Here is a 13,611-nt window from a genome sequence, read left to right on the forward strand (position 1 = left end):
CGGGCATGCCCTGCGCCGCCGGGCCGTCCACCCGGTGACACCGATCCGAAAATCCGTCCAAGGCTCATAAGGAGCCACATTTGGGTAAGTTCCGGACATGACGCGAGCCGGAGCCGAAACCATCGACCGGGCGGTCGACGCGCCGACCCCCGCGGTCCACCTCCCCCGGCGCCGCGGCGTCGAGCTCGCCCTCATCCTCCTGGCCGTCCTGCTGTCGGTGTACGGCTACTGCGCCGTCGGCGTCGCCAGGAGCGGCACGGTCCCACCGGGCGCCGCGGGCTACGGCGCCGGCCTCGGTGTGCTCGCGCTGCTGGCGCACCTGGCGGTACGGCTGCGCGCCCCCTACGCCGACCCTCTCCTGCTGCCCATCGCCGTGCTGCTCAACGGGATCGGCCTGGTGCTGATCTACCGGCTGGACCTGGAGACGCCCGGCGACCGGGCGGCGCCCACCCAACTGGTGTGGTCGACGCTGGGCGTGGCCCTGTTCATCTTCGTGGTGGCCGCGCTGCGCGACCACCGGGTGCTCCAGCGGTACGCGTACGTGTCCGTGGTCGCCGCCCTCGCCCTGCTGACGCTGCCGGTCCTGTTCCCGTCGGTCAACGGCGCCCGTATCTGGGTCCGGATCGCGGGGTTCTCCATCCAGCCGGGCGAGTTCGCGAAGGTGCTGCTCGCGGTGTTCTTCGCCGCGTACCTGGCGGCCAACCGCACGGCGCTGGCGTACGCGGGCCGGAAGATCTGGTGGATGCAGCTGCCCACCGGGCGCGTCCTCGGCCCGATCGTCGCGATCTGGCTGCTGAGCGTCGGCGTCCTCGTCCTCGAACGCGACCTGGGCACCTCACTGCTCTTCTTCGGCCTGTTCGTCGTCATGCTGTACGTGGCCACCGGCCGCACCGGCTGGATCACGGTCGGCCTGGTGCTGGCCTCGCTCGGCGCGGTCGCCGTCGGCTGGCTGGAGCCGCACGTGCACAGCCGGGTCGAGGACTGGCTGCACCCGTTCGCCTCGATCGAGGCGGGCCGGGGCCCCAATCAGCTGGCGCAGTCCCTGTTCTCCTTCGCGGCCGGCGACGTGCTCGGCACCGGCCTGGGCCTCGGCCACTCCGTCCTGATCGGTTTCGCCGTGAAGTCGGACTTCATCCTGGCGACGGCCGGGGAGGAACTGGGCCTGGCCGGGCTCTCCGCCCTCTTCCTCCTGTACGGGCTCCTGGTGGAGCGGGGCTACCGGGCCGGCCTCGCCCTGCGCGACCCCTTCGGCCGTCTCCTGGCGATCGGCCTCGCCTCGATCGTGGCGCTGCAGGTGTTCGTGATCGCGGGCGGGGTGACCGGTCTGATCCCGCTGACCGGGATGGCGATGCCGTTCCTGGCCCAGGGGGGCTCGTCGGTCGTCACCAACTGGGCGATCGTGGCGCTGCTGATCCGGGTGAGCGACTCGGCGCGGCGGCAGTACGACGGGAAGGCGGCCCCGTGAGACACGAGGTGCTCCGTGGGGACGCGAGGTGACCCCGTGATGAGCCGTCACATCCGGCACGCCGCCGTCTTCTGCGCCCTGCTGCTGGTGGCCCTCCTGGTCAACGCCACCCGCGTCCAGGTCGTCCGCTCCGCCTCCTACGACGACAACCCGGCCAACCGGCGGGCCGACATCGCCCGGTACGGCCAGCCCCGGGGCGACATCCTGATCGCCGGCGAGCCGGTGACCGGCTCCCGGGACACCGGGGAGCAGCTGCGCTACGAACGTTCCTACGTCGACGGGCCGTTGTACGCGCCGGTGACCGGCTTCGCCTCGCAGGTGTACGGGACGACGCTCCTGGAGCACACGGAGGACGGCGTCCTGTCCGGCACCGACCCGCTGCTGGCGCCGTTCCCGCTGCTGAGCGACGTCACCCGCGCCCGGCCCTCCGGCGGGAACGTCGTGACGACCCTCGACCCGGGGGCGCAGCGGGCGGCGTACCAGGGGCTGGCCGGGCGCAAGGGCGCGGTGGCGGCGGTGGAGCCGTCGACCGGGCGGGTCCTGGCGCTCTTCTCGGCGCCGTCGTACGACCCCACCGCCCTGTCCGGCAACGGGCCGGCGGCCGAGGAGGCGTGGGTGCGGCTGAACGCCGATCCGGACCGGCCGATGCTGAACCGGGCGGTGCGGCAGACGTATCCGCCGGGGTCGACCTTCAAGGTGGTGACCGCGGCGGCGGCGCTGGACGCGGGGGTGGCCAGGGACCTGGACGCACCGACCGACTCCCCCGACCCCTACACCCTCCCCGGGACGAGGACCCGCCTGACGAACCCGTCCAGGGGGTGCGAGGACGCCTCACTGCGGGACGCCTTCATGTTGTCGTGCAACACGGTGTTCGCGAAGCTCGGCGTGGACGTGGGGCTGACGGACATGGTGACCACGGCGGAGGCGTTCGGGTTCAACGCGACGGACCTGCGCATCCCCTTCTCCGTGTCGCAGAGCACCTTCGACACCTCGCTGGACAGGGCGCAGTTGGCGCTGTCCTCGATCGGGCAGTACAACACGCGGGCCACCCCCCTGCAGATGGCGATGGTCGCGGCGGCCGTCGCCAACGGAGGTCAGGTGCGCCCGCCGTACCTGGTGGAGCGCACGACCCGGCGGAACGGCGCGACGGTCGCCGCGGCCGGCCCGCGCCCGGCGCGGCAGGCGATCCACCCGTCGACCGCGCGGCGGCTGCGGCAGCTGATGACGGACGTGGTGCGGGAGGGCACCGGCCGGAACGCCGCGATCCCCGGCGCGACCGTCGGCGGCAAGACCGGCACCGCGCAGCACGGCATCGGCAACGCCGGGACGCCGTACGCGTGGTTCGTCTCATGGGCGCAGGGGGACCGGGACCCGGAGCCGAAGGTGGCGGTCGCGGTGGTGGTGGAGGACTCGGCGGCGAACCGGCGGGACATCACCGGGGGCGGTCTCGCGGCGCCGATCGCGAAGGCGGTGATGGAGGCGGTGCTCACCTCGTGAGACGGGGACTTCCGGGCGGGTCAGGTCCGTCCTACCGTGCGCTCATGACTGACGCCGCCGCTTTCCAACTCGCCCAGGTCAATCTCGCGCGCCTCAGGTTCCCGCTGGACTCACCGCAGTTGAAGGATTTCGTGGACGCCCTCGACCCGGTCAACGCCGACGCGGACGCGGCGAACGGCTTCGTGTGGCGACTGCAGTCGGAGAACGGCGACGCCACCGACATCCAGGTCTTCGGCGACGCGTGGCTGATCGTCAACATGTCGGTGTGGCGGGACGCCGACGCTCTGACCGCGTACATGTACCAGGGGCGCCACCGCGAGATGCTGTCCCGCCGGCGCGAGTGGTTCGAGCGGGTCCAGGAGGCGATGACGGCCCTGTGGTGGGTTCCGTCCGGCCACCGTCCGACGGTCGCGGAGGCGGAGGCCCGGCTGCTCCACCTGCGGACGCACGGCCCGACGCCGTACGCCTTCACCCTGCGCACGTCGTTCCCCGCGCAGGGAGCGGAGCCGGTGGCGTTCGAGGTGCCGGAAGGGCTGGGCTGCTCGGCCTAGTTGCTCTCGGCGGTCATCCGGCGCCGACGGTTGCCCGCGGTGAGGTCGATGTCGATGAGGAACGGCTCGCCGACCTTGAGCCGGTCGTGGTGGACGCCCGTGGGAACGTACTTGCTGGTGGCGGGATCGAGTTCATATACGTACACGACGGGCGAACCGTTGTTCTCCTCCACCCGCCAGTAGTGACGAATGCCTGCGTTCGCATACTTCCAGGGCTTGACCTTCCGGTCACGATCCTCGGAGTCCTCCGAGACGATCTCGACGGCGAGCACGAGGTCCTCGGGCTTTACGCACGTCCGGCGCGGCCCTGTGTCCGCGCCGGCCCGGATCACCAGGATGTCGGGCTCCGGGCGGTTGCGCTTGTCGAGCTTCACGGTGAACTCGCGGAAGACCTCGAACTCCACCGGTGCCTGATCCAGCAGGCTGTTCTCGAACAGACGCAACGTGAACATGTGAAACTCGGTCTGCGGACTCACGAAGACGAGGCTCCCGTCGATCAGCTCCGTGTGCGGAGGCAGGTTCGGGAGCCGGTCGAGGTCGTCCGCCGTCCAGCCCTCGGCCGGCGGACGGGCCCACTCGTAGTCCTCGTCCAGCCCGTACTCGCGTGCGGCGCTCATGATCACTCCCATGTGCCGGAGCCTGGCGGACACGACCAGCCTACCCAGGGGGATCTCCCGATTCGCCGCTCCACGGAGTGATCACCGCACGAGGGATTGACGCGCCTTGCTGACAAGCAGTCTCATAAGAGCCATGACGACCCTCACGGAAGCCGACGCGCTCGACGGACTGCGCGATGCGCTCGGGCTGCTCAAGGACCGGGAGCAGGTGGCCGAGCGGCTGCTCGCCTCCTCCGCCAAGCACTCCTTCGACCCGGACAAGGAGCTCGACTGGGACGCGCCCTACGAGGAGGGCAAGTGGTTCTGGCCGCCGGAGCTGGTGTCGCTGTACGACACGCCGATGTGGAAGCGGATGAGCGAGGAGCAGCGGATCCTGCTGTCGCAGCACGAGGCGGCGGCGCTGGCCTCCCTCGGCATCTGGTTCGAGATCATCCTGATGCAGCTGCTCGTCCGGCACATCTACGACAAGGCGGCGACGAGCGCCCATGTGCGGTACGCGCTCACCGAGATCGAGGACGAGTGCCGCCACTCGAAGATGTTCGCCCGGCTGATCGCGCACGGCGGCACGCCCTGGTACCCGGTGAGCCGCGTGCACCAGAACCTCGGCCGCCTCTTCAAGACGATCTCCACCACCCCCGGGTCCTTCACGGCGACCCTGCTCGGCGAGGAGGTCCTCGACTGGATGCAGCGGCTGACCTTCCCCGACGAGCGGGTCCAGCCCCTGATCCGGGGCGTCACCCGCATCCACGTGGTGGAGGAGGCCCGGCACGTGCGGTACGCCCGTGAGGAGCTGCGCCGCCAGATGGTGACCGCGCCGAGGTGGTCGCAGGAGTTCACGCGCGTGACCTCCGGGGAGTTCGCCCGCGTGTTCTCCGTCGCCTTCGTCAACCCCGACGTCTACACGAACGTCGGCCTGGACAAGCGGGAGGCGATGGCCCAGGTGAAGGCCAGCGCCCACCGCCGGGAGGTCATGCAGACGGGATCCAAGCGGCTGACCGACTTCCTGGACGACATCGGGGTGCTGCGGGGGGTGGGGCGGCGGTTGTGGCGGTCGTCCGGGCTGCTGGCGTAGGCACACCGCGGGGGCGGTGATTACGCTGCACGTCATGACCCCCGCCGCCCCCGCCTACCGCCGTCTCAGCGTCGAGGAGCGTCGTAGTCAGCTGCTCGACGCCGCGCTCTCCCTCTTCGCGCACCGCGCACCGGAGGACATCTCGCTCGACGACGTGGCGGAAGCCGCCGGGGTTTCCCGGCCCCTGGTGTACCGGTACTTCCCCGGCGGCAAGCAGCAGCTCTACGAGGCCGCGCTCCGCTCCGCCGCCGAGGACCTCCGGCACTGCTTCGACGAACCGCACGACGGCCCCCTGCTGCCCCGCCTCGGCCGCGCCCTGGACCGCTACCTGGCCTTCGTGGGCCGGCACGACGCCGGCTTCAGCGCCCTCCTCCAGGGCGGCAGCGTCGTCGAGACCTCCCGTACGACCGCCATCGTGGACGGCGTGCGCCGGGCCGCGGCCGAGCACATCTACAGCCACCTCGGCGTGGCCGCACCCGGCCCCCGGCTGCGGATGACGGTCCGGATGTGGATCACCGCCGTGGAGGCGGCCTCGCTCATCTGGCTCGACGAGGACAAGCAGCCGCCCGCCGAGGAGCTGCGGGACTGGCTGGTGGACCAGTTCGTCGCCGTCCTCACGGTGACCGCCGCGCGCGATCCGCAGACCGCGGACGTGGTGCACGGTGCGCTCGCCGCGGAGACCTGATCGACACTGGTGGCGTGAAGAGCGAAGACACCCCTTTCGAGGGCGGCCCCATGGACGGCCGCGTCCTGCCCGTGCTGCTCGGTCCGACGGGACATCCGCCGAAGACGTACCGCATCCCCGTCCCCGACGCGCAGGGCGGCCCGCCGGCCGTCCTGGTCTACCGCCGTGTGCCCCGCGGGCACGGCGGGAAGCTCGGGCTCTCCCGGGGCTGGAAGTACGAGTACGACCCGGAAGGGCGGTCGGGCGGCCGGCTGAAGTGGCCGTGGTCGAAGCCCGACGCCACGCCGGGCGGCCGACGGGATGACGCCGACGGGTGATCTCGTTGCGCCGAACCGCGCAGGCCTGACACGCCCCGGGGACACGCGCCCTGATGCTCGCCGTGCGGGGTGGAGCGGCCACCCCCCGGCGGAGGTGATGACGTGTCAGAAAGGTTGCTGCGTCGGGTGTGCACGGCCTGCGCGACGACGATGCTGGCCGCACAGGCCGTGCTGGTCCCGGCCGTCGCCGTGGCCGTACCGGAACCCCCGGAGTCCGGTGAGCGGTCGGTCGCCGAGTTGCTGACGGACCTTCAGAAGCTGTACCGGCAGGCCGAGCAGGCCAGCGAGGCATACAACGCCACCGAGGAGGAACTGAAGGAACGGCGGGCCGAGACCGACCGGATCGACGCCGAACTGACGAAGACCCGTCTGTCGCTGCAGGAGAGCCGCGGCGCCGCCGGACGCCTGGCCCGGCAGCAGTACCAGACCAGCACCGACATCTCCCCCTACGTACGGTTGCTGCTGGCCCGCGACCCGCAGCACGCCCTCGACCAGGGCCATGTGATCGGCCAGCTGGCACGGGAGCGGGCCGAGACGGTGGGCCGCCTGGAGGGCAGCGAACGCAAGGCCGACCGGCTCGCCCGCCGGGCCCGCGCCGCCCTCGACGCCCAGCTCACCCTCACCGAACGCAGGAAGAAGGAACGCGACGCCGTACGGCACCGCCTCGACGCCGTGGAGGCACTTCTCGCCTCCCTCACCGCCGACCAGCTCACCGCCCTCGCCGCGTACGAACGCGACGGCGTCGCCAAGGCCCAGAAGCAGCTCGTGGCGTCGGGCGCGCTCAGCGGCACCCGTCCCCCGTCGGCCGGCGGCGACCGGGCCCTGCGCTACGCCCTGCGGCAGCTGGGCAAGCCGTACGAGTGGGGCGCGGAGGGGCCGAAGTCCTACGACTGCTCGGGCCTGACCTCCCAGGCGTGGGCCCACGCCGGGACGCCCATCCCCCGCACCAGCCAGCAGCAGTGGGCCCGGCTGAAGCGCGTCCCGCTGACCGAGCTGCGCCCCGGCGACCTGGTCGTCTACTACCCCGAGGCCACGCACGTGGCGATGTACCTCGGGGACGGCAGGGTGGTCCAGGCCCCGCGCACCGGTGAGGAGATCAAGATCTCCCCGATCGCGTCGCACCCGGTCCTGGGGGCGGTGCGCCCGGACCCGAAGGACGCGCCCCTACGGCAGTACAAGCCCCCGAAGCTGCCGGTTCCCCCGAAGCTGCCGGTTCCTTCGAAGCTGCCGACTCCCCCGAAGGCGGCCCTCCCGAAGGCGGTTCCCCCGAAGGCGGCTCCCCAGGGGCGCGGGGCCGGGACACCGTCCGGCTCGGCCGCGCGGGCGCGACCGGCCGCACACCCCGCGCAGCCGTCCGCGCCCCGCGAACCGCGCGGTGGCTAGGCTCCCGCCACCTCCGCCAGGTAGGCGCCCGTCTTCTCCGGCTCGTAGAAGAAGTTCTCGAAGTCCGCGGGGTCGTTGAACCCGTTGGCGAAACGATCAGCCACAGGCTGGAGCTGGCCGGCCGCGCCGATGAGGTTCAGGATGTGCTCCGGCGGCGGAGCCAGCATCGCGTTGGTCCACTTGGTGACGTGGCGGGCCGTCTCCCAGTACCGGTCGAACGTCGCCTGCATCCACTCCTCGTCGAACTCCTTCTCGCCCCGTTCGAGGATCGAGGCGAGGTAGGCGGCCGCGCACTTGGAGGCCGAGTTGGAGCCCTGCCCGGTGATCGGGTCGTTGGCGACGACCACGTCGGCGACGCCGAGGACCAGACCGCCGCCGGGGAGACGGCCGATGGGGTTGCGGACGGTGGGCGCGTAACGGCCGGCCAGCGTGCCGCCGGCGTCGGTCAGTTCCACCTTGGTGGCCCGCGCGTACTCCCAGGGCGTGAACTTCTCCATGAGTTCCAGGGTCAGGGAGAGGTGCTCCGCCGGGTCCTTGACGCCCTTGAAGACGTCGAGCGGGCCGCCGGGTATGCCCTCCCAGAAGAGGATGTCGGCGCGGCCGGAGGTGGTCAGCGTCGGCATGACGAACAGCTCGCCGACCCCGGGGACGAGGTTGCAGCGGACCGCCTCGGTGTCCGGGTGCTCCGGGCGCGGGCCCAGTCCGTGGACGTACGACACGGCCAGGGCACGCTGCGGCTCGCTGTAGGGGGACCGCTCCGGGTCCCGGGTGAACATCTGCACGAGCTCACCCTTGCCGGCCGAGACCAGGACGAGGTCGTAGGCGCGGGAGAAGTAGTCGAGGTCGGAGACCGCGGCGCCGTGGATTACCAGCTGGCCGCCGCGCTGCGCGAAGATCTCCATCCAGCCGGCCATCTTCACCCGCTGGTCGACCGACTGGGCGAACCCGTCGAGCCGGCCCAGCCAGTCGATCGCGCGCTGGGTCGGGCCCGGGTCGTGCGAGCCGGGGGCGGCCACCGAGACGCCGAGTCCTTCGATCTTCGGGGCCTGGGACTCCCAGAAGTTCAGCTGGAGATCACGCTCGTGCTGGAGGGCCGTGTGGAACATGCACTGCGTCGACATCACCCGGCCGGAGCGGATCTCGTCCGCGGTCCGGTTGGACATCAGGGTGACCTCGTACCCGTGCGACTGGAGTCCGAGGGCGAGCTGGAGGCCGGACTGGCCGGCTCCGACGACGAGTATCTTCCGCATGCGGGGGTGTCTCCTACTCGGGGGTTTCGTCGAGCGCGTGGCCCACCAGGGCCAGGAGGGTCTCGATCACGGAGATCCGGCGACGCGCATCCATGATCATGACAGGTATGTGCGCGGGGATCGTCAGCGCCTCCCGGACGTCCTCCGGTTCGAACAGCTCACTGCCGTCGAAGTGGTTGACCGCGACGACGTACGGCAGCCCGCAGCTCTCGAAGTAGTCCAGCGCCGGGAAGCAGTCCTTCAGGCGCCGCGTGTCGGCCATGACGACGGCGCCGATCGCGCCTCGCACCAGGTCGTCCCACATGAACCAGAACCGCTGCTGGCCCGGCGTGCCGAACAGGTAGAGCACCAGGTCGTCGTCGAGCGTGATGCGGCCGTAGTCCATGGCGACCGTGGTGGTGACCTTCTCCGGCGTGCCGGTGAGGTCGTCGGTCTCCTCGCTGGCCTCGGTCATCAGCGCCTCCGTCTGGAGGGGCGTGATCTCCGAGACGGTGCCGACCAGGGTGGTCTTGCCGACGCCGAACCCGCCGGCGACCACGATCTTCGTGGCGATGGGGGCACGCGTGCGGTCCGTCTGCCAGGGCTGCAACGTCTCGTCGGGTTCGGGCTCGACGACGGGGGAGACGCCACGAGCGGCGTCAGAGACGACGGAGTCCACTCAGCACCCTTTCCAGCAGAGCGCGGTCGGGACGGCCCGTACCGTGACCGGTCCCGGTGCCGTACACACGGATCTTTCCCTGGTCCGCGAGGTCGCTGAGGAGCACCCGGACCACGCCGAGCGGCATCTTCAGCAGCGCGGCGATCTCGGCCACCGTACGCATGCGGCGGCACAGTTCGACGATGGCCCGCAACTCCGGCATCACCCGGGTGGTCAGGGACCCGTTCGTCAGTTCCTTGCGCTCATCGGGCGCCTCGAGTTCGGCCGTGGTCGCCACGAACGTCTCGACGAGGAGGACGTGCCCGAAGCGGGTACGGCCGCCGGTGAGCGAGTAGGGGCGCACGCGGGCCGGCCTGCGGTCGCCGCCGCGCACGGGCAGATGCTGCTTCCGGCTCTGCTGCCTCTTCGGGGCGTCGCTCATCGGGCACTCCCCGCCGACTCCGACTCCAGTGATTTCCGCAGCTCGCTGCGGAGTTCGGGGGTGAGGACGTGTCCGGCCCGGCCCACGAAGAGCGCCATGTGGTAGGCCACCACGCTCATGTCGCAGTCGGCGGAGCCGTGCACGCCGAGCAGCGAGCCGTCGCTGATCGACATGACGAAGAGGCTGCCCTCGTCCATGGCGACCATGGTGTGCTTCACCCCGCCGAAGTCCATCAGCTTGGCGGCGCCGATGGTGAGGCTGCCGATGCCGGAGACGATGGTGGCGAGGTCCGCGGAGGAGCCGCGCGGGCCGGCGGGTTTCGCTCCGCGGGCCGGGCGGGCCGCGTCGACGGTGGTGTCCCCGCGCGAGCCGGTCCGAGCGTGGGCGAGACCCGGGTCCGAGGAGAGGAGGAGCAGGCCGTCGGAGGAGACGACCGCGACGGACTGGATGCCCGGCACCTCCTCCACGAGGTTGGTCAACAGCCAGTGCAGGTTACGGGCTTCACTGCTCAGTCCGAAGGTACTGGGCGCGGTCAACTACTTGCCTCCTCGACTGTGCCCCCCGTGTCTTCTTCGGCGTGTGCGTGTGCTTCTTGAGGTGACGGTGTCTTGGTCTGTGCCGTCTGTTCGGCGATCTCCGCCTCCACGTCGCGGTAGCCGGCGACCGCCCCCCGGCGGAAGCCTCCCAGGCGGCGGCGGAGGGCTTCCGCGTCCACGGATCCGGGCCGACGGTGTGGAGCCGGGGCGGGAGTGGTGATCTTGGGTGTGCGCTTGGGGAGGCCCTTGTCGGTGAGGACGTCCTCCGCAGGGTTCGGGTCCCCGAGGTCCGGGTCCCCGGTGTTCGGGGTGTCCGGTGCTTCCGTGGCGTCCGGGGTGCGGGTGTGTTCCGCCTCGGCGTCGCCGTCGGCGTAGTCGTCACCGGCACCACCCGTGCGGCGCCCGCCCTCGGGTGCGGGCGACCCTTGTGGGGCGTCCCCTCCGTCGGCGGCCGCGGCTTCACCCGCGGCGAGGCCCTCGGCCATCGAGCCGGTGGTCGTGTGGTCCTCAGCCTCAGGGCCGGTGGCCGTCCGGTCCGTGGCTGCCGTGTCGGCCGCCGTGCCGTCCCCGTGCGTCGGCTCGGCGCCGGGTGCCCGCTCGTCTCCCGCTCCGTCCGCTTCCCCCTGCGGCGTCGGGATCAGGAGTTCCATCGTCGTCTCGGCCGGGGTTTCCGGCTCCGCCTCGCGTACGGCCTTCTCGGCGAGGGCGACCAGCGGGTCGCCGGTTCCCTCGGCGCGGCCCGGGAGGACGTTGGAGTTGGCCTCCGCGTCCGCGCCGGGCAGGGAGAAGGCCTGGGCGCCGGCGGACGCCGGTGCGGACGTCGGGACGGCGGCCCCCGGGGCGGTGGCGAGCAGCGGGGCCGGGAGGACGACGACCGCGGCGATCCCGCCCTGCTTCTGGTCGCGCAACTGCACCCGTACCCCGTGCCGGTGGGCGAGGCGGGCCACGACGTACAGGCCGAGCCCGAGCCCTTCCTCGCCCTCCTGGTCGTAGGGCGTCTCCGGGTCGAATTCGGTGAGGCGGCCGTTGAGGCGGGTCAGGCGCTCCTCGGTCATGCCGATGCCCTCGTCCTGGACGGAGAGCATGACCTCGCCGTTCTCCAGGAGCCAGCCGGAGATCTCGACGGGCGTGTCCGGTGGGGAGAACGAGGTGGCGTTCTCCATGAGTTCGGCGAGGAGGTGGCTCAGGTCGTCGGCGGCGAAGCCGGCCACGTGCGCGTGCGGGGGGAGGGCGGAGATACGGACGCGTTCGTAGCGTTCGATCTCGCTGACCGCCGCCCGGACCACGTCCACCAGCGGGATCGGGCCCGCGTGCTGCTGGACGTGCTCGGTGCCCGCGAGCACCAGCAGGTTCTCGCTGTGCCGGCGCATGACCGTGGCGAAGTGGTCGAGCTTGAAGAGGGTGGCCAGGCGGTCGGGGTCCTGCTCGCGCTCCTCCAGGCCCTCGATGACGGCCAGCTGGCGTTCGACCAGGCCGAGGGTGCGCAGGGAGAGGTTGACGAAGGTGCCGGTGATGCTGGAGCGCAGCGCGTCCAGGCGGGCGGCGGCGTCGGCGAGTTCGGCGCGCAGTTCCTCACGGGCGTCGGCCATCTTCTGGCGCTGCCCCACGAGGTGCTTGCGGTCGGACTCCAGGGTGGCGACGCGCTCGTGGAGGGCGACGGCGTGCTCGTGCAGGGCGTTGACGGAGCGGACGACCTGGGCGAACTCGTCGTTGCGGCCGGTGAACCGCACCGGTTCCTCGGCGGCCGGGTTCTCGGCGCCGGCCAGCCGGGCGGAGCCGAGCCGCAGCACCGCCAGCGGGCGGGTGAGGCTGCGGGCCATGGCGGTGGCGATACCGACGGCGACCAGCATCAGGGCGCCGAGGACGGCGATGCGGATCTCCAGCGCGGTGACGTCGTCGTCGCGCAGCTGGGCGAGGTCCTTGGTGCGGCGGTCGTAGAGGGAGGACTCGACGCCCCGCATCAGGTCGACGCGGGCGGAGAGCGCGGCGTCCAGCTTCTTGGTGCCGGTGTCGAGCTCGTCGTCGCTCAGTTCGGGCTGGTCGGTCAGGCGCGTCAGGTACTTCTCGGCGGTCTCGACGTCGCCGCCGGTGACCGTGGAGTCGTAGGAGTCGACGGCCTGCTGCGGGGCGCTCTCGCGGAAGGCGGCCAAGGCCGCGTCGGAGCGCAGCCGGGACTGCTGCGCGGCGGCGGTGAGGGCGTCGCGCTTCTCGGTGTCGGCGTCGGAGGAGACGGTCACGGTGGACGACTCGCCGGTGACGGGGTCGTAGACGTCCTCCGTGGACGTCGGGACGTTCAGCGCCGCGAGCAGCAGCCCGCGGGCCGCGGCGGCCTGCTGGACGGCGGTGTCGAGCTCGGCGAGGGCGTGGGCGCCGGAGCCCGCGCGGGGCGGCATCTGCTCGGCGAGCCGCTCGGCGAGCCCGTGCAGCGCGGTGATCGCGGCCGAGTACGCCTGGTGCGCCTCGAGCGGCGTGCTCTTGCCGGTGAGGGCCGCCTGGCGAACCGAGGCGATGGCGTCGAGTTCCTCGCGGAGCGCGGCGGGCGTGTCGGTGTCGGCGGTCAGCTCGCGCACCTGCCGGTCCACCCGGGCGCTGCTCTGCGCCGAGGGCGCCTCGGACTTGGTGCGGCCGGCCGCGACGTAGGTGGTGACCTCGTCGCGCTCGTCGGCGATGGCCTGGGCGAGGACGAGGGCGTCCTGGGTCCGCTCGGCCAGCGTCACCAGGTCCTGCGAGTCCTTCAACTGCCCGGAGGCCGCGAGGATGGAGGGAGCCCCGGCACCGGCGATGGCGGCTGCCACCACGGCGACCGCAACGATCAGCCGGTTGCGTACGTGGGTCGGACGGCCCTTGCCGACAGGGGTGCGCTCCGCGCCCCCCTCGGAGGCCGTCTGCCTGCCTGTGCGCCGAGGCCGCGTCTTCTGCACCGGTGCTCGCATTCCTGACTCGTGTACCCATGGGCCGGATGACGCCCCGTCAACTGGTGCGTACGTCCGGTACGGTCCCCGACCCTCCCAGTGCCGGTGGGCAGGGTTCGCGCAACGCCTGCCCCGCCACCCGAAGGAGTGAACCTCGGGAGGGAGTTGGCGGGCAAGTTCCTCTGGCGCGTGCGACGGCCTTGCGCGGAGCGCCGGTTGGACGTGGGCGGCGGGCTTTGGCAGTATT

At 71.9% G+C, this 13,611-nt stretch carries 13 protein-coding genes; 7 read left to right on the forward strand and 6 right to left on the reverse strand.

Translation table 11 applies throughout. The features are described 5' to 3' along the window. The first annotated feature begins 97 nt into the window (after positions 1-97). The 3 genes from ACIHAR_RS34295 to ACIHAR_RS34305 are packed head-to-tail and all read left to right on the forward strand — an operon-like array spanning position 98 to position 3,513. Positions 98-1,465: an FtsW/RodA/SpoVE family cell cycle protein gene (locus ACIHAR_RS34295; RefSeq protein WP_365472057.1), complete on the forward strand. Its 1,368-nt coding sequence runs from the start codon at positions 98-100 to the stop codon at positions 1,463-1,465. Between the two features lie 39 nt (positions 1,466-1,504). Further along, positions 1,505-2,962: a penicillin-binding transpeptidase domain-containing protein gene (locus ACIHAR_RS34300; protein ID WP_365472060.1), complete on the forward strand. Its 1,458-nt coding sequence runs from the start codon at positions 1,505-1,507 to the stop codon at positions 2,960-2,962. A 44-nt stretch (positions 2,963-3,006) separates the two neighbouring features. Further along, the gene (locus tag ACIHAR_RS34305) at positions 3,007-3,513 is read left to right on the forward strand and encodes a DUF3291 domain-containing protein (protein ID WP_400023146.1); all 507 of its coding nucleotides are present in this window, start codon (positions 3,007-3,009) and stop codon (positions 3,511-3,513) included. Here ACIHAR_RS34305 and ACIHAR_RS34310 read toward each other — a convergent pair. Next, positions 3,510-4,130, reverse strand: coding sequence for a Uma2 family endonuclease (locus ACIHAR_RS34310; protein WP_400023148.1), 621 nt, complete (start codon positions 4,128-4,130; stop codon positions 3,510-3,512). The two genes, ACIHAR_RS34305 and ACIHAR_RS34310, sit on opposite strands and share 4 nt — an antisense overlap. Positions 4,131-4,263: 133 nt before the next feature. Between ACIHAR_RS34310 and ACIHAR_RS34315 the strand changes: the two genes are divergently transcribed. The 4 genes from ACIHAR_RS34315 (at position 4,264) to ACIHAR_RS34330 (ending at position 7,587) form a co-directional block, all read left to right on the forward strand. Continuing rightward, positions 4,264-5,202 carry a diiron oxygenase gene (locus tag ACIHAR_RS34315; protein ID WP_365472068.1) on the forward strand — a complete coding sequence of 313 codons (939 nt, stop codon included), beginning with the start codon at positions 4,264-4,266 and terminating at the stop codon, positions 5,200-5,202. Positions 5,203-5,236: 34 nt separating this feature from the next. Further along, positions 5,237-5,887: a TetR/AcrR family transcriptional regulator gene (locus tag ACIHAR_RS34320; protein ID WP_365472071.1), complete on the forward strand. Its 651-nt coding sequence runs from the start codon at positions 5,237-5,239 to the stop codon at positions 5,885-5,887. A 14-nt stretch (positions 5,888-5,901) separates the two neighbouring features. After that, positions 5,902-6,204 (forward strand): hypothetical protein, encoded by a 303-nt coding sequence (locus ACIHAR_RS34325; RefSeq protein ID WP_365472073.1) that lies wholly within the window; start codon positions 5,902-5,904, stop codon positions 6,202-6,204. Positions 6,205-6,306: 102 nt separating this feature from the next. Then, complete coding sequence (locus ACIHAR_RS34330; RefSeq protein ID WP_400023150.1) at positions 6,307-7,587, forward strand: NlpC/P60 family protein; 1,281 nt, start codon at positions 6,307-6,309, stop codon at positions 7,585-7,587. Here the strand turns inward: ACIHAR_RS34330 and ACIHAR_RS34335 are convergent. Genes ACIHAR_RS34335 through ACIHAR_RS34355 form a run of 5 tightly spaced genes read right to left on the reverse strand, consistent with a single transcriptional unit; the run spans position 7,584 to position 13,373 of the window. Next, the gene (locus ACIHAR_RS34335; RefSeq protein ID WP_400023152.1) at positions 7,584-8,837 is read right to left on the reverse strand and encodes a styrene monooxygenase/indole monooxygenase family protein; all 1,254 of its coding nucleotides are present in this window, start codon (positions 8,835-8,837) and stop codon (positions 7,584-7,586) included. The two genes, ACIHAR_RS34330 and ACIHAR_RS34335, sit on opposite strands and share 4 nt — an antisense overlap. A gap of 13 nt (positions 8,838-8,850) precedes the next feature. After that, positions 8,851-9,495 (reverse strand): ATP/GTP-binding protein, encoded by a 645-nt coding sequence (locus ACIHAR_RS34340; protein ID WP_365472082.1) that lies wholly within the window; start codon positions 9,493-9,495, stop codon positions 8,851-8,853. Then, on the reverse strand, positions 9,476-9,916 hold the full coding sequence (locus ACIHAR_RS34345) for a DUF742 domain-containing protein (RefSeq protein WP_384660166.1): 441 nt from the start codon (positions 9,914-9,916) through the stop codon (positions 9,476-9,478). The genes ACIHAR_RS34340 and ACIHAR_RS34345 overlap by 20 nt, the downstream gene beginning before the upstream one ends. Further along, positions 9,913-10,452 (reverse strand): roadblock/LC7 domain-containing protein, encoded by a 540-nt coding sequence (locus tag ACIHAR_RS34350; RefSeq protein WP_365472088.1) that lies wholly within the window; start codon positions 10,450-10,452, stop codon positions 9,913-9,915. Before ACIHAR_RS34350 ends, ACIHAR_RS34345 begins: the two co-directional genes overlap by 4 nt. After that, positions 10,449-13,373: a nitrate- and nitrite sensing domain-containing protein gene (locus ACIHAR_RS34355; protein ID WP_365472090.1), complete on the reverse strand. Its 2,925-nt coding sequence runs from the start codon at positions 13,371-13,373 to the stop codon at positions 10,449-10,451. Before ACIHAR_RS34355 ends, ACIHAR_RS34350 begins: the two co-directional genes overlap by 4 nt. Positions 13,374-13,611 lie beyond the last annotated feature (238 nt).

Source organism: Streptomyces sp. NPDC052016 (assembly GCF_044548445.1).
Taxonomy (GTDB): domain Bacteria; phylum Actinomycetota; class Actinomycetes; order Streptomycetales; family Streptomycetaceae; genus Streptomyces.

Bases quoted from the DNA above. Each gene is read 5' to 3' on its own strand.
- ACIHAR_RS34345 (WP_384660166.1), bottom strand. From the start codon at position 9,916: ATGAGCGACGCCCCGAAGAGGCAGCAGAGCCGGAAGCAGCATCTGCCC.
- ACIHAR_RS34335 (WP_400023152.1), bottom strand. From the start codon at position 8,837: ATGCGGAAGATACTCGTCGTCGGAGCCGGCCAGTCCGGCCTCCAGCTC.
- ACIHAR_RS34300 (WP_365472060.1), top strand. From the start codon at position 1,505: ATGAGCCGTCACATCCGGCACGCCGCCGTCTTCTGCGCCCTGCTGCTG.
- ACIHAR_RS34315 (WP_365472068.1), top strand. From the start codon at position 4,264: ATGACGACCCTCACGGAAGCCGACGCGCTCGACGGACTGCGCGATGCG.
- ACIHAR_RS34310 (WP_400023148.1), bottom strand. From the start codon at position 4,130: ATGAGCGCCGCACGCGAGTACGGGCTGGACGAGGACTACGAGTGGGCC.
- ACIHAR_RS34305 (WP_400023146.1), top strand. From the start codon at position 3,007: ATGACTGACGCCGCCGCTTTCCAACTCGCCCAGGTCAATCTCGCGCGC.
- ACIHAR_RS34320 (WP_365472071.1), top strand. From the start codon at position 5,237: ATGACCCCCGCCGCCCCCGCCTACCGCCGTCTCAGCGTCGAGGAGCGT.
- ACIHAR_RS34295 (WP_365472057.1), top strand. From the start codon at position 98: ATGACGCGAGCCGGAGCCGAAACCATCGACCGGGCGGTCGACGCGCCG.